The sequence below is a fragment of the Flavobacterium panacis genome (assembly GCF_024649945.1).
Taxonomy (GTDB): domain Bacteria; phylum Bacteroidota; class Bacteroidia; order Flavobacteriales; family Flavobacteriaceae; genus Flavobacterium; species Flavobacterium panacis.
In genome coordinates, this window is the sequence record NZ_JANKMS010000012.1 from 61,978 (window position 1) to 87,368 (window position 25,391).

Genomic DNA, 25,391 nt, shown 5'->3' on the forward strand with positions numbered 1-25,391 from the left:
GTTTTTGGGTTGGATTAATTTGTTGCGAATGTATACAAAAACTGCTTATTCAGGATTGTAATAAGCAGTGTTTATTCTGTTTTAAATTTCTTTTTTATCAATCCATTTTCCAACAGTAGGAGCGGTGTAATTTCTCATTTGCTGTAATAAATCTTCAACATTATCGCTTACTAAAAGCATTTCTCTATTTACTTCTTTAAGCAAACCTTGGGAGGTCATAGTTTTAAGTAGTGCTATAAGAGAATCATAAAAGCCATTTACATTCAAAACGGCAATTGGTTTTTTATGAAGTCCCAATTGTGCCCAAGTCAACATTTCGAAAAGCTCTTCGAGAGTTCCGAAACCGCCAGGAAGAGCAATCACGCCGTCGCATAAATCATTCATTTTTGTCTTGCGTTCGTGCATGCTTTCTACGACAATTAATTCGGTCAAATTTAAATGAGCAATTTCTTTTGATCGTAAAAAGTTTGGCAATACACCAATTACTTTTCCACCAGCGTTCAAAGCTCCGTCTGCAACAGCTCCCATTAAACCGACATTCGCACCTCCGTAAACTAATTCTATATTTTGTTCTGCAAGTGTTTTTCCTAAAGCAGCAGCTTGTTCTTCGTATATTTTTTCTGTACCGAAGCTAGAGGCACAGAAGACCGTTATTCTTTTCATTGTTGTAGTAGTTAAATGTTAAAAGTAAAAAGTTAGAGGATTGCTGTAAAGTATTTTTATTCGATTTTACTGCAAACTGAAACTGCAAACTGTGACTCAATTATTTCTTCAATTCATACTCAAAGTACGGTACTTCGACGCCATTCACATTAAATGTCAAATCATTAATTTTTTCTGCTCCGAGTTTTAAAACAGCTTTTTGCGAACGGAAATTTTCTGACCCAATATGAAAAAGTATAGAATCAACGTATTGAAAAGCATAGTCAATCAATAATTGCTTGTTTGACTTATTGTAAAGTCCGCCCCAATATTTTCTGGTAATAAAAGTGTATCCAATTGCAACGCTCGATTTTTCGGGATTGTAATCGTAAAAACTAGTTGTTCCCATTACTTCATTGGTTTGTTTATCGAGAATTAAAAACGGACTTTTTGTAATTATGATGTCAAAAAAAGTTTTAAAAGCTTCTCTTTGATAACGGTTTTTCACAGGATTTTGTTCCCAAATTAACGGGTCGGAAGCTGCTTCAAATAATGCTTCAAAATGTTTTTCTTCTAACGGAATTAATTTTGTGATTTCGTTTTCTAAGAAATCCGGCTGTAAATTGAAGTTTGATGTTGACATTGTTTATGTTTTTTTTTTGATTTTTTAATTAAGTCAAGTTTGTCATTTCGACCGAAGGGAGAAATCACACTAGTATTTCCGTACAGAAAAGTTCCAATCTTTTTAGAATTACGAGTGTGATTTCTCCCTTCGGTCGAAATGACACAAGAATCAAATTCTCTTAATCTGTACACAAGAAACATTCTCCATTTTAACCTGTTTTCCTGTTTTTTTCAATAATCCGGTTTTAGGATCTCTTTTAAAAACAACAATATTTCCGGTTTGAACATTTGAAGCGACTAAAAATTTCCCGCTTTCGTCAAGGGCAAAAACACGTGGATGTTTTCCTAAAGTAGATTGATAGCCAATATTTTTTAGTAATCCGTTTTCGTCTATGGAGAAAATGGCGATGTTGTTTTCTTTTCCTCTATTGGTTGCATACAGAAATTTTCCGTCTAGCGAAATATGAACATCAGAGCTTTCAAAACCTTCTTTTATTTTATCAGGATGTGTTGCAATACGTTGTATTTTATTCAAAGTGCCATTTTCATATTTATAAACACTTATCTGTCCCGCCATTTCTTCAATACAATACCCAAATTTTTGATTAGGATGAAAAGTAAAATGTCTTGGACCAGCTTCTAAATCGGTTTTTGTAAATGGATTTTTAGTTTCCACTAAAGGCTTTTTCTGATTTTCATCAAAAGCATAACAACGTATTTTATCAGCTCCTAAATCAGGTAAAAATAGGTAATCGTTTTCAGGCGAAAATACAGCCGAATGTACATGTGATTTGGTTTGTCTTTCTTTATGAGTGCTTCCATCTGAATATTGAAAATTCTGCGCAAGCGAATCTATTTTACCATTTTCTAAAATCGGAAAAACAGAAACACTTCCTTCTGTATAATTAGCATTTGCAATCCATTTACCACTTTTATGTACAGAAACATAGACAGGATTTTCGCCTCCGCTTCTTTGACTGTTTAAAAAAGTTAGACTTTTATTTTTAGGATTGAATTCAAAACTACTGATACTTCCTGCATTTGGCGTTTTAGTATCGGTACAAGCATAAACATATTTTCCGTTTGGAGAAACTGCCAAATAAGACGGATTCACAACATTCTTAACCGAAGTAAATTTGGTTAATTTTCCGTTCAATGTGTCCAATTCGTAAACCTGAATTGCTTCAGCGGTTTTATCACGATTGTAAGATCCCAAAAAGACATAAGTATTTTGAGAAAAAAGGTTTATCGTTAATAAAAATGCAATTGAAAAATAGTATGTTTTTTGTTTCATATTTAAGTCTCGGTTTTCAGTCTTAGTTTTCAGTTTTCAGTCTCAGTCACAGTCACAGTTTTCAGTTTCATGGCAATCTAAAATCTAAAATCTAAAATCTACAATCTAAAATTATTTAACTCCTTTCCACCATTGTTTAAATTCCTGTTTTTCGTTTTTCAATTCAATCACTTCTCCAATCATTGGTGTGATTAATGGAATCGGATTGTCAGACAAACTATTTAATTCGGTTACTCTATTTAATGGTTCGTCCCAAGAATGCAACGATAAAGCAAATTTTGAAGAATGTACAGGAAAAACTCTTTTCGCTCTTAAGTCTTTCATCGCTTTAATCACGTCTTCTGGCATATTGTGAATGTATTTCCACTTCTCATTATATTGTCCATTGTCAAGCAAAACAACATCAAAAGGACCATATTTTTCGCCAATTTGGGCAAAGTGAGTATCATAACCACTATCGCCTCCCAAATACATTTTAAAGTCTTTGGTTTCTAAAATGAAAGAAGTCCAAAGTGTATTGCATCTTTTAAAACTTCTTCCAGAAAAATGTCTGGATGGAGCTGTATGAAGCGTTAGATTTTCATCTAATTGAATGGTAGAAAACCAATCTTTTTCGATAATATTTTCAGAAGGAAAACCCCAGAATTCAAAATGTGAACCCACACCAAGAGCCGTTATAATTTTTTTAGTTTTAGGTTTTAATTTCAGAATGGTATCATAATCCAAATGATCGTAATGATCGTGTGTAATCAATAAATAATCAATTTCTGGAAGATCTTCAACTGTGTAAATATCAGATCCTTTAAAAGATTTTGTAGTTCCGGGAATAGGAGAGGCGTTGCCACTGAAAACTGGATCAATTAAAAAACGTTTTCCTTCCAACTGAATAAAATAAGAAGAATGCCCAAACCAAACTAAAACATCTTGATTGGCAGAAAGTTCTTTTAAATTGGTTTTTACAGACGGAATCAAATCGGTTGGCGTTTTTCTATCTACTTTTTTGAAGAAGAATTCAAATAAAACTCCCGCCATACTTGCGCCTTCGGCAAGATCGGGAGTGAACGATTGATTTTCGAATTTACCATTTTTATATTGAGGCGAATTTTGAATTACAGTAAGTCTTTCGCCAGAAGGCGCTTTTCCAAATTTTGGATGTTTTAGAAATCGGTAAGAAGCAATAACGATTAAAAGTATTAGAATTAAGAATGTGATCATATTTATTTGGAGGGATATAATTTTTGAGTGTATTCAATAGAACGTAAAATTATCTTTTTTAAGATTTCTATGTCGATATCGGCTAATTTTTTAATGTAGATACAAGCTTTAGAAGAAGTGTGTTTTCCAAGTTGAGATAAAAGTTCTTCTCTATTTTCTTCAGGCAGATAAAAATAAACAGTCATTGCAGTTTTTCTTGGCGAAAAACCCGCTAATGGCGCGTCACCTTCATGTCCGCTTTCATATTTGTAATGATAACTTCCAAAGCCAATAATACTTGGTCCCCACATTTTGGGTTCAAAACCTGTGGTTTCCTGAATGATTGTAAGAAGTTCAAAAGCATCATTTCTTTTAACTTCATTATCGACAGCATTAATAAATTCAGTAACGCTGTTTTGGGTTTCTGTAGTTTTATTTTTTGCCATTTTTACTTAATAAATCACTTTTAAAAAGAATATTTTTGATTTTGAATTCAGTTGCATAAAACAAGTTAGCATCTTCCGGCATCTGATTTTCTAAAGCAATCAGACTCACATCACTTTCAGGAAAGTATAAATTTACAGCAGAAAATCCGTTTCCAAGACCAGTATGTCCAAAATATTTTACAGGTTCTTTTTCGATAATTCTTAAACCGTAACCGTATCCTTCTTTTTCTTTTCCAAAGAAATTATGCTGATTTTTAATGGTGTAAGAGGTCATTAATTTGTATGATTCAGGTTTTAAGATTTTCCCTTTATGAAGATTATTATTCCAAATTAAAAGATCTTTAACGTTAGAAACAAGACCACTTGAAGGCACTCTGTAAGGACTTATTAAATTATTTTCAGCTTTTTTAAAATTAGTATTGTTGCTCATGTATCCTGTAACTAAATTTTGATCACTGTCTTTAGAGTAGCAAAAGGTATGATTCATTTTAAGTTTTTTAAACAAAGCATTCGCCAGTTCTGAATAGCTTTTTTTAGAAACGGCTTCAAGAATCTGACCTAATATCGGATAACCTTCATTACCATATTTAAAATCAGTTCCGGGTTTAAAAAGCAAAGGTTTTTGTAAATCAGTAATGCCATGCGAATGATTTAATAACTGATGCACTGTGATTGTGTCTGCCCATGTTTGTTTTAAATTGGGCAAATATTTTTTTATCGGAGTATGGAGATCGATCTTACCTTTCTCCACTTCTTGCAAAACCAAAGAAGCAGTAATTTGTCTGGTTAAAGACATAATTTCAAATTGACTATCGATTGTCAAAGGTTTTTTGGTTTCAAAATTAGCAAATCCTTTTGCTTTTGAATAAACTGTCTTCCCATTTTTCGAAATCAAAACCACGCCATTAAATTTCGGATTGGCATTTTGAAGTATACTATCAATACTTTTTTGATACTTGTCGTTTTTCTGTGCCGTTGAATTACAGCTTGTTAAAATGATTAGAGCTAAGAAGGCGATTTTGGTAATGAAGTTCATTTATAATTGTTAATGGTAAATTGTTAATGGTAAATTGTTAATTGTTAATGTTTGTTTGTCGATTTTGTTTCAGAGTTAGTTTTTATAGTCTTGATATAATTAATAATTTACCATTTACCATTAACAATTAAACTAAAACATCCCATTTTCATTAATAGTTTCTTTTGGAATTGGTTGTCCTAAATCCCAAAGTTCGATGATTTTATCCTCTTTGAATTTTAGGATATGAACTACGGCGAAACCAATATCTGTAGGGGTTTGTTTAAGATGTGAATGTACCGCAACGAGATTTTCGTCTTCCAAAATATGATGAATTTTAAAAATCTTATTCGGGTTTGTTCTGGCCGATTCTTCCATAGCAAGCATCAAAGTTTCTGCATCGCCTTTGAAGTGTGCGTTATGATGTTTGAAATTCTTTCCGACATATAATCGAAAACCCTCATGAGAATGCCCTTTTGCTGCGAGATTCAGGAAGTTTCTAGCGATTTCTTTCTTAGTCATAATTCAATGTTTTAAAGCAAACTAAGGTATGAAATTAAGCGCTATAATTATTGCAGAAAACGAGTTGAATTTTATAAAATTAAATTGCTTACGATTTGATTTTTGAAAGGTCTATACCGAGTTTAGTGAATTCTTTTTCTCCCAATTCCGTTATGTAAAAATGTTTGTCGGAGGGGGATTTTTTAGCAATCCATTTTTTGTCGGCAAAGTTCTCCAAAAGCAATTCGCCGAGTTTGCCACCGAGATGTTCGTAGCATTTTTTTGCTGGTTTTATAGAAGATTCATCACTCATGATTATTTCTTTTTTGTAGCAATTTTTGAAGCTAAATAAGCTGCTGGAAGATAAGCAAAAACTAAGTCGATAATGCTAAACCAAATTGGAGACGGAAGCGTATAAACCATGACAATGCCACCAAACAAAAAGAAAGCGCCAATAAAAAAAGCCAGTTTGGTTTTGTTTGAAGCAACAATCAATGCTGTAGTCAAAGCACCGCCAAAAGTTCCGATGGCATGGGCCAAAAACGGAAACAGAAAATGTTTGGGTTCAAACAAATGCATAGTTGCTTTTAATCCTTCTGCAGTTGTAACATCGGCGCCGTTTGGAGGCGGAATTATAGAACCACTTAATGAAATAATACTCATGTTGATAATGCTTCCAATAACAAGGCCAGCAAGAACAGCCAAAGTGTTTCTAAAAAGTGGATTCATAATTTTCGTGATTTAGTACAACGAATTTATGAAAAATTAATTTCCTGCCGATAACTTCTTTTCATTTTCTGTTTGCGGTTTTCCTGTAGCGTTAGGTTCTCCTTTTCCTGTTTCAATAAGTTTTTTTAGGCTGTTCTGAATATAATTTGTCCAAGCATCACGACAGATTTCAAAACATTCGTCTTCTGGAACTAATCCGAAATGAGTGAAAGTCAATTGAGTTTTTCCGTCTTTTTCTTTGATTTCAAAAGTAGGTTTTGTTCCTGTCCATTCGGTTTTATCTTCAGTGAATTTGAAATAATTCTTTTCGATAAACCAAACCATTTTCTGATTCGGAATTACTTCAATCAATTTTATTTTACAGCGATGAACATCTTCATAATGATAATCAAATTCGTCATTTAATTCAGCTGTTTTGCCTTCAATTTCTTCAGACCACCAGCCTCGTACGTTTTGAACTGCTTTAAAAACTTCTTCAGACGAATGATCAACTAGTATTGTTGTGGTAAAATTGTTTGTCTGCATTTTGGATTGATTATTAGATTAGTAAAGTAAATTTACAATCTAATAATCAATTGTTTAAGGTGTTAATAGGACAATTTTAAGGTGTGTTTCGGACAAGATTTACAGATAATCAAATAAGAAAACCACACTCATAATCAAGCTTAAAAAAACAATTAGACTGATAATCCCAATTACGGTAACTCTCCACCCGTTATAAGTTTCACCTCCATTATTTAAATGGTTTTGAATGTTCTTTTCTTGATATGTTTTTAAAAAGTAAGAAGCTACAAAAGAATAAACTATGGGAAAAACGATAGATGGAAAATTTTCTGGTAAAAGAAAAACCAAACAAAGTATAAAAAAGGATGAGATAGCCGTAATTGTCCAAGTTTTTCGTGCTTTTTCGGCATCATTAAAAACTTTAAAATTTTCAGCTATGCAATAGCCAGCGACTAGTGGTCCAGCTAAGAATGTTCCAATACGAATGGCTTTTTCTGAGTAAATTTTTTCGGTTGGGATTTCTTCAAAAACGGATTTTTCTACATTTTCTTCTGTTGACATTATGTATAGATTTGAGATTTAATTTTTTGTGGAATTTGATTAATTAGTTCAAAATGGGCTGGCATTACTTTTTCAAGTTCTAAAGTTCCGCCTAAAATAAGCATTTCTTTGTTTTCGAAACGTTTGCCGAGTCGATCTTCTAGCATTATTTTTTCCATGCTTTGAGCAATTTCTATTTCGTTTAAAAAAACATTAGGGTGTCCTGCTGTGCAAATTACCAATCCTAACGGAATAGTTTTCATTTGTCTGGAAGTTTCATTTTGTCCGTAAGCATATCCAACAGAATAAACGCGATCAAACCAGCCTTTTAATTTGGCTGGACAGTCACTCCACCAAACTGGATAGAGAAAAATGATACAGTCCGCTTTTTCTATTTTTTCTTGCTCATTTAAAACATCGTAAGAAATCGGAAGATTAGTTTTTGCAAAACCTTCTCTTTGATATTCTTCATCAGTCATGTCACTTTGAAAGTTGGAAGCATACAAGTCAGAAACTTTGACATTCCATTTTTCAACATCTAAAACCGATTTCAATCTTTCTAAAATTTTAAAAGTATACGATTTTTTGCTCGGATGTGCATAAACAATTAAAATATTCATTTTAGTTTCCTTGTTGAATTGAATTTTGTTTTGTACGAAAATACAAATTAAACCGAAATAATATTCATCATTTAATCTTCAGAAAATTCTAAAATATCTCCAGGCTGGCAGTCTAAAACTTTACAGATTGCTTCGAGAGTGCTAAAACGAATGGCTTTTGCTTTTCCGGTTTTTAAAATGGAAAGGTTGGATAAAGTCAAATCTACTTTTTCTGAAAGTTCGTTTAATGACATTTTTCGTTTTGCCATCATGACATCTAAATTTACTATAATAGGCATAATTTTTTCGTTTAGATGGTTAATTCAATTTCAGATTGTATTTCGATTCCCTTTTTGAAAATTTGCGCGATAACAAATAATACGATTGCCATAAAGATCCAGACGCTGCCGCCTTCTAGATTTAAGCTTTCTAATGTTGGAACTTTTACATGGTTTGTCATTAGCCAGTTGTTGAATTTTGCTGCCCAAAGTGAAAACAAACCAATTCCGAAAGCCAGATAGGCCATATAAGAGATAAATTTTCCCATTTCTGCAGTAAACGGTTGAGCAATGTTTAGCTTTTTTTCGTGTAGCATTTTTACGATTAAGTAAAACATTATGGCTTTTAGAATGGCGACAATACTCATAAAACACATTTCCTGAATGTAATAAGAAGTATTAAAATTATAAATGTCCAGTAAGTCTAAAAAACGTGCGTTGTACGAATTTATAGTCATAGTGTAAATTCCGTTAAAGAGATACATACCAGCGTCTACACATAAACCAATAAAGATGATCCAAGATAAAATGTTTAAAATTTTCAGGATTTGCGATGTTCCAATTTTAATTTCCATTTGTAATTAAGATTAAAGTTTATTGTGCTAAAGTAATAAATATTTATTGATAAACGATAAATTTATTTTAATAATCAAAAAAAAACTCCAACAGCTATTCTCTGTTGGAGTGATGAATATTCTTTTGTGAAAATTAAAAAAGGCAGTTTATCGAAGTGCTTTTCTTTCGTTTTCCAGCATTTTTTCGATATTGAAATAAATTCCTTCTACTTTGTAAGCGCCTTTTTCAAAACTGAGATAATCACAATTTTCGATTAATGATTGTCCTTTTGATTCGAGTTCAAAAAGATTTAATAAGACATATTCATGTTCAACGAGTAAAACATGAAAACCAGTTTCGCATTTTTTTCCGTCTCCCGAAGACAGAATTACATTCATAATGCTATGAAATTTGAAAGAGGTAATTTTTGAAGCTGCTTCATCTCCTTTTAAATGATAAATGTAAGAGAGGTAATTCAGTTGTCTTAGATCGAATGGGAATTCACTCAAAGAATGATTAGATAATTTAATGATCTCATCATAATCTGAGGTTTCCAGTTTTTCTTTGCTATAAAATTCATTGAGTTTTTTTTCATCCGGAGATCTCCAGAAAGCATTGTATTTGGGCTGAAAAACATATCCCAGATACAAATGGCGATATTCTTCCTGTGTTAAAAGAGTATCATTTTTCATGAGTCTTTCCATCAATTTAGGATAGAAAAATTGGGAGTTTTTATTGTTTATTTCTTTTTCAATCGCTTTGTAATCGGGAGTTGTAAAACCAAGTTCTTGTGAATACATTTGTACTCCGAAACAAAAAAACAGGAGAAGTAAAATTTGTTTTAGCATGATTTAGAAGTTTTTAGGTTGTAGCTCTGATCTTACTAAAATACTAATTATTTTAACACAAAATGTTCTTTTGAAAACACAATGCGTGAAGGATGGAAGTGGCATCCTTTTATATTCCCGATGGCTATCGGGAATATAAAAGATATAACGGACAGCCTGACCCGGAGGGGCACGCCCATAAAATGCTTACTTTATTTTGAACGATAAATTTTAATGTCCAAGCTGTTTTCTTAAATCTAAATTTAAGCTGTATTGCTCTTCAATAGGAATGATTTTTCTTTGCACTTTGTTAATGTCGCTTCCTTCTTCTGTCCACAAAAATGGATAAAAATTAAATACTTGATCGCCTTGAAGTTCTGGTACTTCCTTTTTCCAGTTTTCCCATCTGCTGCCCGCATAAAATTTGTCGAGATCGTTTGTAAAACAGAAGCCTAAGAATTCAGAATAGGAAATATCCAAAGGTTCGTATTCTAAATTATCGGGCGAAAAATAATAGACTTTGCCAAGATCTTGGCCAAGAGCTCCGCCATTTAAAATGTAAAAGCCGCCAAGGGCATCATCGGCAATTAAGAGAAAAGAAGGCGTTTCTCCTGCTTCTTTAAAAGACTTGCCTTTGTTCCAGTCTGGAAGACTTCGATTAAGTTTGGAACTTCCTGAGCCTAAAATTCTAATCCAGCCGTTATCGATTAAGATGCCACCAGTTTTGTAAACCACGGCTCCCATTGGCGATTTTGTAGTGACTTGTACTTGATACAGCGCATCTTTGGCTTTTTGCGGGTCGGCAGGCAGAACTTCTACTTTGTTTTTGGCGCTGTCAATCCATTCTTTTATTAGTTTCCATCCAGAATCATCTTGGTCTATAAGTTCGTTTACGGGGCGCATTTTGGTTTGTGAAAAAGTTATAGTGGTTAAAAATATAAAGGCGGTTAATTGAAAAAATTTCATTTTGGTTTTGGGTTAATGCGGTTTGGTTATTAATCGAATTTATTGTTCTTCAATTATCGAATTCCCTTTGGATTGGTCTCCCGATGTCCATTGCCAGATTTCATGAAGTCTTATTTTTCCATTTTCTAAAATTTCTGGTTTAGAAGTACAGATTCCTGTCATTAATTCACCTTTTTCGTTTACTTGATGGTAACGCATTTCGATATTTCCCTGATTATCCACTAAACCAATCAAATGACCTGAAATGATTTTTCCTCCTGCATATTGAGAAGTTAAAATATTGCCGTCTTGTTTGTAGAGAAATGTTGTTTCATTGGAAGTTTCTCCGTTTTCGGTATTGCTTACAGGTTTAAAAATTTTATTATTATAATTGATCATTTTGTAATGCGAAATTTTACTCTTTTAGAATTGATGTTCTTTAAAAACTGTTTTTAATTATTTTGAAAAATAATAATGTCTGAGAATTTTTCTATCTGATCTATGATAAATAAACTATCATTAAAGTAATCCATATCAAAATCCTCATCTCCCCATAATTCAAATCTTTTTTGAGCAGTTTTTAATTTTTCTTTATCGAAAGGTTCCTCGTTCCAGTCTTTTTCTAGATCTTCGGTAATTTCTAAAGCTTCTTCATTTACATGTTTTTCCTCTGATAGATAAATATAGAAACGATATTCATCATTAAAAATTAGGGTAATCTGATTATCACTCAGGTTAATTTCTGGTTGCTCTCCAGCGCCCTCATTTTGATAAAATTCCTCTAAATACTCTTTTAAAGCCATAATGGTTGCATTTGAAGAAGGCAATATATAAGCGGAATAGGAATAAAAACTATTAGCCATTATTTTCTGTTTAAGTCGGTTATAAGTAACGGATTGTTTTCTTTTAGTTTATTAACTAATTCCTCCACTTTATCTGGATTTTCTACAATGTGTTCGTATTCTGCAGAAGTTATTCCTACGATTTGAAGAAACGAAACTTCGCCATGAGGAGTTTGTTTTTTGGGAACTTCAGGATCTGCCACAATTACCAATGCGGTAATTTCGGTATCGGTGTTTAAACGAATCGGACCATTGGCTGGCATATAATGAAATTCTTCGAACCAATTTCCGCTATCGAAAACATATTTGGCAATATTTTGTAACAATGCGACAGCCCAACTTGGATTTCCATTATCGGCTTCGTAAGGTTTTAGTCTGAAGGTAAGTTCAAATCCCCATTTACTAAATTCGCCATCTACTTTTTCTTCATTATAATACAATTCCGAAAAACCATAAGTGATGAAATGATAATGGTCTTCTTGTTTTTTACTTTCGTAATAGCTTACTCCGTCTAGCGGACTATCACCACCAAGCATGTACGGAAGGGCAGGAGCAAAATGTTTAGGTTCCTGACCAGGATATAAACGATCAAATTCTTTATCGATTTCTAACCAGCCGACAGCATCATCTTCTGTAAATTCTTTTTTGTATTCTTCTAAGTTCATTTTTATAGTTTTCTGGTTTAAAGCAGATACAAGATATTGTTTTTATTGGAGAAAAGTAAATTCAGAACATAAAAAAATCCGATTTTCTTTCAAAAATCGGATTGCGTATTTTATTCTATTTTTTTGATTAGTTGCTCAGTGCCAAGTTGTAAACCTTTGTAATAATCGCCTTTTTTTAATTCTGGAACCACATAAGTTGAAATGATATTTTTCATTTCTTCATCAGTCATTTTAACACGAATCTTGTCTACTCCCTGAACCTGAATTTGCCTTAATTGTTTGCTTATTACAATCAATATTGAAGTGTCAATTTTCAACTTAGAAATCAAATATTTATCTAAATCTAAAGAGTACTCAGTCAAATCTGTATAAGGACTTATAGAGGAGGTTGTCACAATAAGTATTTTGCTTTTTGTTTTGGCTTCACTGGTTTTCAAAAAATCTCCTAAACTTTTTGCCTGACTTGGACTCATGATCTTTTCAAAATCATTTACATAATCGTAAGATTTTGCAAAAATAGTTTCTGGGTCAGGTTTGGTTTGTGCAGAAGAATAATTTGGTAGAAAAAGAACAATTATAAAAAGCAACAATAATTTTTTCATGTCAGATTTTGATTTTGGGCAGTGCAAAATTAAAGCTTTATTATTAAAAATTAATATCCAATTTGTTACGAAAAATCAATATTTATTTCTCATAGAATGGAATAAAAAAAATCCGATTTGTGTAAATCGGATTTTTCGTAATTTATTGAAGCAATGGCAGCAGATGTTCCCATTTTAGTTCTTTGGCAAAATCAAGTGCAGTTTTGCCATTTTCTGTTTTAGCACTTTTATCTGCTCCGGATTCTAACAAAACTTCAATTGAAGTTTGATTTCCTGCAATCGTTTCGCGATGTAAAAAAGTGTATCCTAATTCATCTTGATGAGTTACTTCTTCTGGATTATTTTTTACAAAATCAATAAGGCTTTCCTTCATGTTTTTGCTCATTGGATGTTCAACCAAATTTTCAGGCTTTTCTTTTTGTTCGTTAACCACCAAAATATCATTATAATCTCCAAAATCTAATCCCCAGGCTTCATCGTGAGATTCTCTTTCGTCTTCACTCATTTCAGAACGCATCGCTTGAATCGTAAAAGCGCCGTAAGTTTTGCCGTTAATTGCAAATAACCAATCACTAATTTGATTGATCGGAATTTGTATTTCGTCGCCATTATTTACATTGGTTAATTCATCTGGATCGTTTACTAAGATTCCGTATATGTTTTCGCCATCAAAATTTACATCATTGATCCACATGTGTTCTACTACAGTTTCGCCGTCGATTTCTTGAGTAAAAGCCAGTTTTACACAAGCAACATCCAATCCTGGAATTATGCGGCGGTATTCCCAAGATAATTCTCTCCAGAAATATTTAAAAGTTTCCTGAGCTTTTTTGTAAGCTTCGATCATTTTTGGGCTTTCTCCGTCAGCGTAGAATATTTTTGTTTCTTCCATTATATTGTATTTTAAATGATTTTGTTGGGATGTGAATTACTTTAAACGAATAAAAAACCGATTTGTTTTTTTGCAAATCGGTTTTTTTTATGATCAGAAAAGAATTTAGAAATTTACGTCGTCTGCAATATTTCCGCCTTGTTCTGCGGCAAATTTTGCTGCGTATTCTTTTTGTTTTTCCTGCTGGTAATTAGAAAATTCAAGAATACTCTCTGAGTTCCAGTTTTGATTTTGTTCTGTCATCCATTGCATCGCTACCGATTGAAAATCTGCTAAATTGATTCCGAAGTTTTCTAAAATCCATTGAGCGCCATCAATTCCGTATTCGTAAGCTGCTTGTCTTGCGCCAGCCAATTCTTCGTAAAAATAGCGATCACTTTTCATTCTTTCTAAGTTTGCGGCTCCTTCTTCTGAAATTTCTGCTTTAAGATTTTCCAATTGAGGAACAGTAACATTTTCAGCATAATATTGCCCGAAAAGGGTGGTAACCGTAAACGAAGTATCTTCGCCCATACGTTGTGGCCAGATGGTATTTAATTCTTCCCAAATAATAGGTTCAAATCCCATTGCTTTACAAACTTCCAGATGATCGATTCCGGCACTTATTTTAAGGCACATTGCAGTATAAGTTCTTAAATCTACACCGTGAACAGGTTCTAATAGTGGATTATTATCTTCTACTTTTACAAATCCTGAAGTCTGAATTCCGGTGTATTTTAGAGAATTAGCGTGTTCAAAACGAATCATTTGATCAGAATCACAGTTGTTCCATTCTGTGTAAACTTCTCTTCTGTAATTAAAATAGATGTTCTGAATGTCTTTATCTTCTAAATTTTCGCCACTTGCGCGTTCATCTGCGATCCATGCTTCGGCTCTTTTAGCTACTTCTGCATCAAAATCATCAACAGAATAATGGGTTCCATGTAGAGTTTCAGGATCGTATTCTACTTCCTGATATTCATCTTCATAATCATTTTCAAAATTATCATTTGAAGCTTCATAATTCTGGTTTTCTTGCTTGCTATCTCCAGTTAGAGACTCAAAAAATTTTTTAAACATTTGTCGATTTTTTTGGATTAATAATTTAATATTTTAATTGATTCTGATACATTTTTTCGTTGTGTTCTTTCAAATCCGGAGTGATTTTGTTCCATTCGTCGTACATTGCTCGTAGATAAATCTGACGTAGTTTTGGTGCGTTTTGAATAGCAAATTGCCTCTGTTCTTCCAAGTCTTTCATTTTGGACTGAATTTCGCTCAATACTTTTTTATTGGATTCATGAATGGTACTTAAACTCAACTTATGATGCTCGTGATATAATTCTCTTTCTTTCTCTACTTCGTTTTCAAATTCTTCCAGTAAATGTGCTGTTCTCTGTTCTGCAAGTTCTCGCGCAATATTTTGTAAATTTCTTCCGAGTGTACTTGGTGTAAATGTATTTTGGGTTTTGCAATACGGACAAGAAACATAGGTTTCGATTAAAAATATTTTGTCTATAGTCAAATTTCCACCGCATTGTGTACAGCTGAATTTATCTTTTATGGTTTCAAATTCGGCTAAGATTTTTTGGTACTCGATTTCAAGATCGCGTTCTTTTGTTTTTTCAATCTGTTTTCTCCAATACTCGCATTTGTTTTCAAATTCATAATAGCGGTTCGAAGAAGCATTTCTAAAATCTGAAATCACACCATGCTGTTTACTAAGTACAGAAACCTGAGAATTGAGACTATAATAGAGATTGTTTATTTTTTCTTCGTAAGTTTCCCTAGCTTTTGTTCTAATGTTACTGAGTTGACCATTTACACCAGAATATACATTATGAAAAGTTCTTTTGTATAAATCATCATCTTCCTGCAAGATTTGTTTTAACTCTGGAATTGCAGCCGTTGCCAATTCTTCCATTTTGGCTTCCAGTTTTTCCAGAAAAGCGAACCATCTTTCTTTTGATTCCTGAAGTTCAGGATACCATTCTGGTTCTCTTTCTTCCTTTTTTTTATTGAATAATCCGAACACTTTATTTTGATTTTTTAAATTGAATTATCTTCTTTTTTAATGTAAAGTCCGTCTGAAAGTTTGGTGCTTAAAAATTCAAATCCACAATAGGCGCAATGGGTTACACCGTCTTGCTTGGCACGTCCAGCGCCGCAATTAGGGCAATCTCTTGCATTCATTTGTGCATCTGTTGTTTCGTATTCTCCTCCATAATTGGTTTGATTTTGCGCTTTCTGCTTCAGTTTATCTAAAAACGAATTGACTTTTTTCTCTTCCATTACAACTGATTTAATAATTCGGTTTTCTTTGTTTTGAATTCGTCTTCATCAATTAAACCAGCATCAAATAATGATTTTAGTTTTTGAAGTTTTGAAGTTAAATCGTCTGCAGTTTCTTGTTTTGGAGTTTCTTTGTTTTGCTGTAACTGATTTAAAAGAATTCCCATTCCCAAAGCATTTTGAGTAGCGTCATGAAGAACAGTTCCTTTATCTCCAATTGCAGTTGCAGTATTGAATTTGGTAAATTTATCCATGTCGGTTACCATATTCATATTGGTGATTTTATCGTAATGCGCTGTAACTTCTTCGGGCAAGGTTACACTCGTAATCACAAACAGAGTCAGTTCGATTCCTAATTGTTCAAAATAGGGTTTTAGATAAGGTTCTATTTTTTTACCTAATTGTGTAATGTTTCCAGCAACGTCTGTAATCGTAATATTTTCATTAGAGAGCACTTCTCCAAATTTTGGAGCTATGAAATCTCTTAATTGGTTTTGTAATTCAAAAATGGTGAGCTGTTTATAAGTTCCAGCATATTGACGGAAAAATTTAGCGACATCGTTAATTTTTATATCAAAACTTCCAAAAGCACGAATTCTAATCTGACCAAATTGCGGATCATTAAGCAGAATAGGAGCAGGAGTTCCCCATTTGTTATTGATAAATTGATGGGTATTGAAAAAATAAATATCAGCTTTAAATGGACTTTCGAAACCATATTTCCAACCCTTTAATCTGCTTAAAATGGGAATATTTGCTGTTGATAATGAATGAAGTCCTGGAGAAAATACGTCTGCAAGCTGTCCTTCGTTTAATAACATTACCTGCTGACTTTCACGAACGGTTAATTTAGCTCCATTTTTTATTTCTTTATCTTCATCATGATGCTTCCACATTAATAAATTAGGATCACTTGTTGTAGCTTCGATTATTTCTATAAAAGGTAGTTTCATTGCAAATCTATTTAAAGGTAATAAAAATAGGAAATTTGCTACAATAAAAAGGTTTTCTTACGTAAAATTTAAGATAAATTTTTATTTTGCGCTATCTTTTCTGTAAATGGTTAATTACGGTTTGCAAATTGAAATTAAATAAAGAATGTGTCTTGAATGTTAATTCTAGAACATTGATTTTTTAATAAAGAATATCCCTTTTTTAAAAGACAAAAAAAATCCGACCTGCTTTCGCAAATCGGATTTTATAAATTGAAAATTATATATAACTCCGTAAAGAAACAAATCTTTACATTGTATATTTTTACAAGTGAATTACTTCGCCGTATGCATCAGCAACAGCTTCCATAACAGCCTCGCTCATAGTTGGGTGAGGGTGGATAGATTTAAGGATTTCATGACCTGTAGTTTCTAGTTTACGAGCTACAACTGCCTCAGCAATCATATCTGTAACACCAGCACCAATCATGTGGCATCCTAACCATTCTCCGTATTTAGCATCAAAGATTACTTTTACGAATCCGTCAGCAGCTCCAGCAGCTTTTGCTTTTCCAGAAGCTGAGAATGGGAATTTACCAATTTTTAATTCGTAACCTTTTTCTTTAGCTTGTTTTTCAGTTAAACCAACAGAAGCGATTTCTGGAGTTGCATAAGTACAACCAGGAACGTTTCCGTAATCGATTGGGTCTACGTGCATACCAGCTATTTTCTCCACACAATTGATTCCTTCAGCAGAAGCAACGTGAGCTAAAGCTTGACCTGGAGTAACATCTCCAATTGCGTAGTATCCTGGAATATTAGTTGCGTTGTAAGCGTTTACTAAGATTTTATCTCTGTCAACAGCAATACCAACTTCTTCTAATCCGATGTTTTCGATATTTGTTTTGATTCCAACTGCAGAAAGTACGATGTCAGCTTCAAGAATTTCTTCCCCTTTTGCTGTTTTTACAGTTGCTTTTACTCCGTTTCCAGAAGTATCAATTTTTTCTACAGAAGAGTTAGTCATGATTTTTACACCCGCTTTCTTCATAGAACGTTCCATTTGTTTAGAAACGTCTTCGTCTTCTACAGGAACAATGTTTGGCATAAATTCTACGATAGTAACGTCTGTTCCCATTGAGTTGTAGAAGTGAGCGAACTCAACTCCGATTGCTCCAGAACCAACTATAATCATAGATTTTGGTTGTGTTGGCAAAGTCATTGCCTGACGGTATCCAATTACTTTTACACCATCTTGAGGTAAGTTTGGTAACTCACGAGAACGAGCACCAGTTGCGATGATAATGTGATCAGCGCTATATTCTGTAACTTTATTGTCTTTATCCGTAACGTCAAGTTTTTTCCCTGGTTTTAATTTACCAAAACCTTCGATAACGTCAATTTTATTTTTTTTCATTAAGAATTGAACTCCTTTGCTCATTCCTTCCGCAACACCACGGCTACGTTGAACAACAGCTGGGAAATCTTTATCGAATTCAGAAACTTTCAATCCGTAGTCAGAAGCATGCTTTAAATAATCAAAAACCTGAGCAGATTTTAAAAGAGCTTTTGTTGGAATACATCCCCAGTTAAGGCAAACTCCACCAAGATTTTCTTTTTCTACTACAGCTACTTTAAAGCCTAATTGAGAAGCTCTAATCGCTGTTACATATCCTCCAGGACCACTTCCTAAAACAATAACGTCGTATTTCATTTTTTTTGTTTTTAGTATTAACTATCGAAAAATGAATTCTACAATTCCGAAACTCATCTTTCGATTTATTCTTTTGTTATTTGTGATTGCGAATTTAAGGATTTATTTTATATGAACACCTGAAATTTTGTTTTTAAAGACAGAGATTTTGGTCTTTTCACAGAAAATGAAGTAATTGTGAATTGCAAATTGTGAATTATGAAGCGAATTTTGAGATTTGGTATGTAATTGTTTATAGTTGATGGTTGTTGGTTGGTCGTTGATTGTTTTTTGCAAAAAAAAAATAAGTCACAGATTATTAGGATTAGAATGATTTTTAAATCAGTATTAATCTAAGTAATCTGTGACTATTATTGCAATTAAAAAAAAGAATTAAGAATTCAGTATTTAGAATTCCTAATTAAACTTTCACGTGTCCCCAGTTTTCTCCGCTGGCAATTCTTCTGATCTGCATTTCGCTTACGCCAAATTGTTTTGCAATCATTTTCAATCGTGTTTTTTGTTCCGGTCTTGCCAGGATTTTTTTAATCAACATTACTTTTGTAGTTGTTAATTTTCTTCCGTCGGCTTTTAGGTTGTGTTCTATTAGATTTTTTTTGGCCTGAATCACACGAGGGCTTTTGCGGCTGTGTGCCATCATTTCCTGCTTGGTTGCCCAGCGTAAATTTCTAACATCATCATTGCTTCGGTTGTAATCAAGATGTAAAACATAAGTTTGTTCATCAGATTCTTTCGGAATAAAATATTGAGCAACTAATTTGTATAAGAAAAGATATTTGTTGACGATTTTATCGTCTTTTTTAACCTTAAAACGGAATGTTGGATATCCGTCGCTTAAACCGCCTTTTAAGATGCGGCCATTTTCAATTTCGTCAGTAAAGCTTATTAATCTTCCTCTGTTTGAAATGGCATATTTTAATTGTAATGAGGCATTTATTTCTATTTCTTTAAACTGTTCGTCTGGATAAAATCGATTTTGTGGCATATTCTTTTACATTTGATTTTTTAACTTCTATACTCTCAAAGATAATTAATAAACCAAAAATGAACGCTATCTTGTTGATTGTGAAACATCAATTTTATGATTTCTATAACGCATTTTTAACGTTTTAAAATCTTTTTAGCAGTTTTTAGTCGGATTTTAAATCACAAATTGTGAAATATGCAGTTTTTAATTTTTCGCAAAAGCGTAAAATTTAGATTAAATTACCATTATTTTATTGATCGAGCCAGATTTTAAAGTTGTGGATTTCTTTTTTACTGATAAAAATCGGATCGTTTTCGACAGAAGGAACCGTAAGAATAAGTTCGACTTTTTGATGCGAATGTTTTACAACTTCTTTGATAGTGTTTCGATGCACAATATATTTTCGGTTTATTTTGAAGAAATGAAATGAATCGAGACTATTTATAATGTCTGTTATGGTACTATTGTACAAGTAACTGTTTCCTGATTTTAAATAAATAAACAAATGTTTGCCAGTCGCTGCAAAATAATTGATTTCGTTTTCATTGACAGAAATCAGTTTATAACCGTGATTAACCAGGAAATGATGCTTTATTTTACTGTTTTCGGGATTTTCTATAGCAACTAAAGATTGAAGCGTAGAATTGCTATTAAAGCTGTTTTTTATTTTTTTGAATTTTTGAAGTGCTTCCAGCAATTCTGATTCTTCAAATGGTTTTAAAAGATAATCTATAGTGAAGTGTTTGAAAACAGAAATCGCATAAGAATCGTAAGCTGTAATAAAAATAACAGGGCAGGCAATGATGGTCTTTTCGAAGATTTCGAGACTTTTTCCATCTCCTAAATGAATGTCCATGAAGGCTAAATCGACTTTGTTTTCGCTAAAGAAAATAACGGCTTCTTTCACAGATTTTAAAACACTGATTTCTAAAATCGGTAAAATATCTTGCTGCTCTAAAATGGATTTTAGATAACTAGAAGCTAGATATTCGTCTTCGACAATAGCGATTTTCATTTTTTAAACATTTAGTTTTCTGGTATTATTTTGCAAAGATACTTCACTAAATAGTTTTTCCAATAAAAAAAGGTCCGGTTTACAAAAACCGGACCTTTTAAAAAAAACAAATAGGTGTTATAGATTGGGATTGTTCAATCTCGCGTTTGCAGGATAAACAATCGTATAGCGCGGATCATTTTGTATCAATGTATAATCTTGTCCATCAACAGTATGAACGATTTCCTTTTGAGTAGTTCTTCTCAAGTCAAACCAACGGTGTCCTTCGGCAGCAAATTCGCGACGTCTTTCGTTGCCAATAAATATGGCTAGATCAGTTGCATTCATGGCATTAACAGAAGCAGTAACGGTAGTTAAACCAGCTGGAGTGTAACGTTTCGATGCGAAATCTAATACAGTTGTTTTAGCATCTGTCAAATTATTTAATTCCAATAAAGTTTCTGCTTTTGTCAGGTATAATTCTGAAGTTCTAAAAGAACATTTTTGAGCGTCTTCTCCACCTTTTTGGATTCTGAAACGGCTTCCGTTTGCTAAAAAGTAAAGTGAGTAACGTATATCTGTTGTTTTGTTGTAAGCCGAAAGTAAGTCAGGAGAAGCATATGAAACTGATTTCAAACTATTATTGAATACATTTTCAAGTGCTAAGATCGATTCTACACCATCAAATCTGTTGGCTAAAACTTTAGTTGAATTTAAATCAACTAAATCATTCTTGATTGCCAATGCTTTGTTTGCAGCATCAAGAGATTTTTGCCATTGTTTTTGATACAAGTAAATACGGCTTTCTAAACTATATAAGGAAACTTTTGAAAAACGGTAATTTAATCCTTTTGGCTGAGATACTACATTAAGTAATTTCTCTGCTTCGTTAGTGTCAGAAATAATTTGATTATAAATTACTTCTACACTTTCTGGAATAAATGCCTGTTCTAAATCTATTTCTAATGCTAAAGGAACTGCTTTGTCGCTTGTTGCAGTTGCTGCATTGTAAGGTTTTGCAAAAAGGTTAACCAAATCAAAATATGCCATTGCTCTCAATGCATAAGCTTCTCCGATTAATTGATCTCTTTCTGCCGAAGCTCCTATTTTTTTAGAAGCTTCGTTGATTAATACATTCGTGTAGAAAATTACAGTATATAAATTTTGATATTGAAAAGAAGTGGTAATCTTGTCGGGATTTGCATCTTTCCAAATGTAAATATCTCTGAAATAGATAAAATCGTCAAAGAATTCATTCATTGTAAGTTCGTCTGCACGAACTGCGCTCAATGATTTATGTTGAGGATAAGTAGAATATCCTGTTGTTAAAACGGCACGAAATTGTGGTAATGTTTCCGGAATTACTTTACCAACAGGTGTTACATCCAGATAATCATCACAGCTGGTTAGGGTTAACGCTGCGATAAAAAACAATATATATTTTGAGTATTTTTTCATCTTTTGATAGTATTAAAAAGTAACATTACAACCTACAGTAAATGACTTAGGAACGGGCTGAGAATAAATATTTCCATAAGTTTCTGGATCAAAGTAACCTTTGAAATCAGAACTAATTACAAATAAGTTTCTTGCTTCAACATTAAGTCTAATACTCGAAATATTAATGTGATCTGTAAACGCTTTTGGAAGTGTATAACCTAAACGGATACTGTTCAATCTCATATAACTCATTTTACGAGCCCATGTATCCAGGTAATTCATAGTTATAATATTGTTTCCTCCAGAATACCATTGGTAGGCCATCCAAGCATCTCCTGATCCAGAAGTCATGCTTGTAATTCCTGGTAAGTTTGAGGAAGTATTAGTTGGCGACCAAGCATCTAAAATTCTACTTGAATAATTTCGTCCTCTGTCTACTTCAGCTCCGTTGTAAGGTGGAGTTTCTACAACAGTTTGGTCTAAAGTAAATGAAGCCACAACTGCTAAATCAAAATTACCCACTTTGAAAGTATTGGTAATACCTCCTGTATATTTAGGATCTCTATCTCCTAAATAAGTAAATAAATCTCTAAACTCTGCAGCAGATAATTTTGATTGCGAAAATTCTCCTGGTAAGAAATCTGCAAATAAATCATATAAACCAAAGAAAGTTTGACTGTTTACTGTTTCTCCTTTTTTATTTACAAATAAAGGATTTCCGTTTTCGTCGATTCCGTTTGTTTTAAATCCGAAAACTGCATTTACAGGACGACCTTCTCTGCTTGGCATATAATCAGTATCACGAACTTCTATGCGGTCAACATTACTCTTGTTTTGTGCAAGATTGAAGTTGGTAGTCCATTTAAAATTTGGACGATCGATATTTCTTGTTGAAATAGAAAGTTCAAAACCTTTATTGGTTACCTGAGCCCAGTTCATGTTTGTAAATTCAAAACCATTTTCTAGAGGTAATGCTCTATTACCTAATAAATCGGTACTTTTTCTTCCGTAAACATCAGCAACAATGCTAATACGGTTATGAAACAATCCAAGATCTGCACCAAAGTTTGTATTCGTAGTTTTTTCCCAACGCAATTTTTCGTTTGGAGGACTAACCACTACAATTGTAGGTTCTGTTTGTCCTGGAAGAATAGTTGTAGTTTTGTTTTCTCCTACAACAAATGGAGAAGTGTTTTTGTCGATATTTCCTTGTAAACCATAAGAAGCACGTAGTCTTAAGTTAGAAATAACGTTGCTGTCTCTTAAGAAGTTTTCCTGAGAAACCAACCAAGCTCCAGAAGCAGACCAAAGTGGCAAGTATTTGTATTTCGGGTCTACACCAAATAAATCTGAACCATCATAACGTGCACTTCCAAAGAAAGTATATTTTTTGTTATATGTATAGGAAGCAGTTGCAAAGAAAGAAGCAAAAGCATTTTCATTTTGCGACTTCAGGTACGTTCTGTATTCAGCGTTGTTTGCAAAATCAGAATTTGGGAAAACGATTTGCTGAGTTGTCAATGTATTTTCATCAAAACCGAATCCTCTAGTTTCTATAATTGTTTGGTAATTTCTTCTTAACTCATTACCAACCATAATTTCAACCTCGTGCTTGTCAGCAAAATTGTTTGCGTAATTAAGCGTTGTTTTTAAATTGTATTGAAAAAAGTCGTTATTAGAATTTTCGATTACACCACCTGCTGGAAGGAAATAATTGAAATTACCATTCGAAAAATAACGTGATTTTTCTTTGTATCTTCTTGTATAGTAACTGTTTTGACCAGCAAATTTATCAGTAGAAGTCTGGTCCAACTGAAGTCCAAGCTGACTGTTTACTTTTAAATGATCTGTAATTTTGTATTCAGCATCCAAAAGCGCTTTTATGGCTCTTGCTTTCAGTTCGTAAGAAGTGTTTGCTCTTTCTTCAAAAAGATTATATGGAACGTAACGATCAGAATATCCTGTAATATCCTGGTCATAATTGTAACTTCCGTCAGCATTGTAAGGTGTAAGGTACGGATTTACGTTTCTTGAATAATTAGCAGGATTTGTATTTCCACTTGCTTCTGTAAGGTAAGATTTTTTGATAGATTCTGAACCAAAAATTCCAACACCAACTTTAAATCTGTCCGATACTTCGTAGTTGTTTTTTAAGGTTAAATTGTAACGTTTGAAACCAGTTCCAATAGTAGTTCCTTGTTCGTCATAAAAACCTGTAGAGAAATAGTAATCTGATTTTTCGCCTCCACCAGACAGGCTTAAACCATGCTGTGTATTGATTGCGTTTTGGTAAACTAAATTACCCCAGTTCAAATTATTGTTTCTTAAAGCATTAATAGAATTTTGAGTAGCTGGACTCAAAGCAGAGAATCCCCCAGTTCTGAAAGCATTTAATTCATTAGCTCCATTTAAAATACGAGCTACCTGACCGCCAGTATCTCTGTATGTTAAATCAGAACGACTAGCCATACCAAGTTCAAAATCAACTTTTTGGTTAGAGTTCATTAAATTCAATTTATCGAAATCTGGTCTTTGCGTGATAAAAGTGTTAGTGTTGATATTGATTACCATTTTACCGCTTCTTCCTTTCTTAGTGGTAATTACAATAACTCCATTGGCAGCACGTGCACCATAAATAGAAGTTGCAGCTGCATCTTTTAAAATCGTAATATCTTTAATATCATCAGGGTTTAATCCTGCAATAGAATAATTTGCCAATAAATCTATGTTGTCTTTATCGTAGTTTGTAGGCACATCTCGACCTTCTAATGGCAATCCGTCCAAAACCCAAAGAGGATCTTGAGAACCGTTAAGAGAAGCAGTTCCTCTAATTCTGATTTTAGCTGGTGCTCCAGGTGCTCCAGATGGTGTAGTTACAGCAACTCCGGCAACTTGTCCCAACAACATTTGGTCCACACTTGCAACTCCGGCTTGCTGAATAGAAGCCATATCAACTTTTGCTACTGCAGAAGTAAGCTTTCTTTTTTCAATTTTTTGATAACCCGTTACTACAACTTCCTGAAGTTTTCCAACTTCAGATTTTAAACTGATTGTATATTCTTTTTGAGAGGAAGATAAATCTAAAGTATAGGCTTTGTATCCCATAAATGTTATTCTTAATGCGGTAACATTTTTAGGTACTTTTAATTGAAACTTACCATCAAAGTCTGAAGTAGTTCCGATGCTTTCACTCTGAATAATTCCAGCCATAGCTGTTTTACTAGAGATCGAATTGTTCTCAACAAAAATTGATGCTCCAGGAATCGGAGATTTGTCATTTTCGTCTAAAACAATACCCGAAATAGTTCGGGATTCCTGCGAGTATCCTGCGATGGCCAGGAACAGCAGTAGGGTTTGTAAAAATTTTGTCATGTTTTGG

30 protein-coding genes are annotated in these 25,391 nt (G+C 33.2%); all 30 read right to left on the minus strand.

Going from position 1 to position 25,391, the window contains the following annotated elements; translation table 11 throughout:
* Positions 1-81 precede the first annotated feature (81 nt).
* A complete protein-coding gene (locus tag NQQ59_RS21445; RefSeq protein ID WP_144218906.1) occupies positions 82-663 on the minus strand; it encodes an LOG family protein in 582 nt (193 codons plus the stop codon).
* A 100-nt stretch (positions 664-763) separates the two neighbouring features.
* Positions 764-1,285 (minus strand): GNAT family N-acetyltransferase, encoded by a 522-nt coding sequence (locus NQQ59_RS21450; RefSeq protein ID WP_144218908.1) that lies wholly within the window; start codon positions 1,283-1,285, stop codon positions 764-766.
* A 150-nt stretch (positions 1,286-1,435) separates the two neighbouring features.
* Positions 1,436-2,560: a lactonase family protein gene (locus NQQ59_RS21455; RefSeq protein WP_144218910.1), complete on the minus strand. Its 1,125-nt coding sequence runs from the start codon at positions 2,558-2,560 to the stop codon at positions 1,436-1,438.
* A 111-nt stretch (positions 2,561-2,671) separates the two neighbouring features.
* Positions 2,672-3,775: an MBL fold metallo-hydrolase gene (locus NQQ59_RS21460; RefSeq protein ID WP_144218912.1), complete on the minus strand. Its 1,104-nt coding sequence runs from the start codon at positions 3,773-3,775 to the stop codon at positions 2,672-2,674.
* A 2-nt stretch (positions 3,776-3,777) separates the two neighbouring features.
* Positions 3,778-4,200, minus strand: a complete 423-nt coding sequence (locus tag NQQ59_RS21465; protein WP_144218914.1) for a DUF1801 domain-containing protein — start codon at positions 4,198-4,200, stop codon at positions 3,778-3,780.
* Positions 4,187-5,236 carry a serine hydrolase domain-containing protein gene (locus NQQ59_RS21470; protein WP_144218916.1) on the minus strand — a complete coding sequence of 350 codons (1,050 nt, stop codon included), beginning with the start codon at positions 5,234-5,236 and terminating at the stop codon, positions 4,187-4,189. The genes NQQ59_RS21465 and NQQ59_RS21470 overlap by 14 nt, the downstream gene beginning before the upstream one ends.
* A 132-nt stretch (positions 5,237-5,368) precedes the next feature.
* Positions 5,369-5,737 carry a nuclear transport factor 2 family protein gene (locus NQQ59_RS21475; protein ID WP_144218918.1) on the minus strand — a complete coding sequence of 123 codons (369 nt, stop codon included), beginning with the start codon at positions 5,735-5,737 and terminating at the stop codon, positions 5,369-5,371.
* Positions 5,738-5,825: 88 nt separating this feature from the next.
* The gene (locus NQQ59_RS21480) at positions 5,826-6,029 is read right to left on the minus strand and encodes an ArsR family transcriptional regulator (RefSeq protein WP_144218920.1); all 204 of its coding nucleotides are present in this window, start codon (positions 6,027-6,029) and stop codon (positions 5,826-5,828) included.
* Between the two features lie 2 nt (positions 6,030-6,031).
* A complete protein-coding gene (locus tag NQQ59_RS21485; protein ID WP_144218922.1) occupies positions 6,032-6,445 on the minus strand; it encodes a hypothetical protein in 414 nt (137 codons plus the stop codon).
* 36 nt (positions 6,446-6,481) lie between these two features.
* Positions 6,482-6,970, minus strand: coding sequence for an SRPBCC family protein (locus NQQ59_RS21490; RefSeq protein ID WP_144218924.1), 489 nt, complete (start codon positions 6,968-6,970; stop codon positions 6,482-6,484).
* Between the two features lie 99 nt (positions 6,971-7,069).
* Entirely contained in the window at positions 7,070-7,510 is a 441-nt protein-coding gene (locus NQQ59_RS21495) for a hypothetical protein (RefSeq protein ID WP_144218926.1), read from the minus strand.
* Complete coding sequence (locus tag NQQ59_RS21500) at positions 7,510-8,109, minus strand: NAD(P)H-dependent oxidoreductase (RefSeq protein WP_144218928.1); 600 nt, start codon at positions 8,107-8,109, stop codon at positions 7,510-7,512. The genes NQQ59_RS21495 and NQQ59_RS21500 overlap by 1 nt, the downstream gene beginning before the upstream one ends.
* 71 nt (positions 8,110-8,180) lie before the next feature.
* Positions 8,181-8,387, minus strand: coding sequence for a helix-turn-helix domain-containing protein (locus tag NQQ59_RS21505; RefSeq protein ID WP_008468622.1), 207 nt, complete (start codon positions 8,385-8,387; stop codon positions 8,181-8,183).
* Positions 8,388-8,398: 11 nt separating this feature from the next.
* The gene (locus NQQ59_RS21510; RefSeq protein WP_144218930.1) at positions 8,399-8,941 is read right to left on the minus strand and encodes a DUF2975 domain-containing protein; all 543 of its coding nucleotides are present in this window, start codon (positions 8,939-8,941) and stop codon (positions 8,399-8,401) included.
* Positions 8,942-9,088: 147 nt separating this feature from the next.
* Positions 9,089-9,769 carry a DUF4919 domain-containing protein gene (locus NQQ59_RS21515; protein WP_144218932.1) on the minus strand — a complete coding sequence of 227 codons (681 nt, stop codon included), beginning with the start codon at positions 9,767-9,769 and terminating at the stop codon, positions 9,089-9,091.
* 210 nt (positions 9,770-9,979) lie between these two features.
* Positions 9,980-10,714, minus strand: a complete 735-nt coding sequence (locus tag NQQ59_RS21520) for a DUF2625 domain-containing protein (protein ID WP_257698430.1) — start codon at positions 10,712-10,714, stop codon at positions 9,980-9,982.
* 39 nt (positions 10,715-10,753) lie between these two features.
* On the minus strand, positions 10,754-11,092 hold the full coding sequence (locus NQQ59_RS21525; protein ID WP_144218934.1) for a n-acetylglutamate synthase: 339 nt from the start codon (positions 11,090-11,092) through the stop codon (positions 10,754-10,756).
* A 53-nt stretch (positions 11,093-11,145) separates the two neighbouring features.
* A complete protein-coding gene (locus tag NQQ59_RS21530) occupies positions 11,146-11,556 on the minus strand; it encodes a hypothetical protein (protein ID WP_144218936.1) in 411 nt (136 codons plus the stop codon).
* On the minus strand, positions 11,556-12,200 hold the full coding sequence (locus NQQ59_RS21535) for a suppressor of fused domain protein (RefSeq protein ID WP_144218938.1): 645 nt from the start codon (positions 12,198-12,200) through the stop codon (positions 11,556-11,558). The genes NQQ59_RS21530 and NQQ59_RS21535 overlap by 1 nt, the downstream gene beginning before the upstream one ends.
* A 110-nt stretch (positions 12,201-12,310) precedes the next feature.
* Positions 12,311-12,802 (minus strand): TPM domain-containing protein, encoded by a 492-nt coding sequence (locus NQQ59_RS21540; protein ID WP_144218940.1) that lies wholly within the window; start codon positions 12,800-12,802, stop codon positions 12,311-12,313.
* Between the two features lie 142 nt (positions 12,803-12,944).
* Complete coding sequence (locus NQQ59_RS21545; protein WP_144218942.1) at positions 12,945-13,694, minus strand: DUF2314 domain-containing protein; 750 nt, start codon at positions 13,692-13,694, stop codon at positions 12,945-12,947.
* 105 nt (positions 13,695-13,799) lie between these two features.
* The gene (locus NQQ59_RS21550; RefSeq protein WP_144218944.1) at positions 13,800-14,753 is read right to left on the minus strand and encodes a DUF6620 family protein; all 954 of its coding nucleotides are present in this window, start codon (positions 14,751-14,753) and stop codon (positions 13,800-13,802) included.
* A 25-nt stretch (positions 14,754-14,778) separates the two neighbouring features.
* Positions 14,779-15,708 carry a hypothetical protein gene (locus NQQ59_RS21555; protein ID WP_144218946.1) on the minus strand — a complete coding sequence of 310 codons (930 nt, stop codon included), beginning with the start codon at positions 15,706-15,708 and terminating at the stop codon, positions 14,779-14,781.
* Positions 15,709-15,722: 14 nt separating this feature from the next.
* A complete protein-coding gene (locus NQQ59_RS21560) occupies positions 15,723-15,965 on the minus strand; it encodes a hypothetical protein (RefSeq protein ID WP_144218948.1) in 243 nt (80 codons plus the stop codon).
* Positions 15,965-16,918, minus strand: a complete 954-nt coding sequence (locus tag NQQ59_RS21565) for an SPFH domain-containing protein (protein WP_144218950.1) — start codon at positions 16,916-16,918, stop codon at positions 15,965-15,967. Before NQQ59_RS21565 ends, NQQ59_RS21560 begins: the two co-directional genes overlap by 1 nt.
* Before the next feature lie 304 nt (positions 16,919-17,222).
* Positions 17,223-18,611, minus strand: a complete 1,389-nt coding sequence (lpdA, locus tag NQQ59_RS21570; RefSeq protein WP_144218952.1) for a dihydrolipoyl dehydrogenase — start codon at positions 18,609-18,611, stop codon at positions 17,223-17,225.
* Positions 18,612-19,011: 400 nt separating this feature from the next.
* On the minus strand, positions 19,012-19,596 hold the full coding sequence (locus NQQ59_RS21575) for an NUMOD4 domain-containing protein (protein WP_144218954.1): 585 nt from the start codon (positions 19,594-19,596) through the stop codon (positions 19,012-19,014).
* Between the two features lie 232 nt (positions 19,597-19,828).
* The gene (locus NQQ59_RS21580; RefSeq protein WP_144218956.1) at positions 19,829-20,593 is read right to left on the minus strand and encodes a LytR/AlgR family response regulator transcription factor; all 765 of its coding nucleotides are present in this window, start codon (positions 20,591-20,593) and stop codon (positions 19,829-19,831) included.
* A gap of 117 nt (positions 20,594-20,710) precedes the next feature.
* Positions 20,711-22,030 carry a RagB/SusD family nutrient uptake outer membrane protein gene (locus NQQ59_RS21585; RefSeq protein WP_144218958.1) on the minus strand — a complete coding sequence of 440 codons (1,320 nt, stop codon included), beginning with the start codon at positions 22,028-22,030 and terminating at the stop codon, positions 20,711-20,713.
* Between the two features lie 12 nt (positions 22,031-22,042).
* Entirely contained in the window at positions 22,043-25,384 is a 3,342-nt protein-coding gene (locus NQQ59_RS21590) for a SusC/RagA family TonB-linked outer membrane protein (protein ID WP_144218960.1), read from the minus strand.
* Positions 25,385-25,391: the final 7 nt, after the last annotated feature.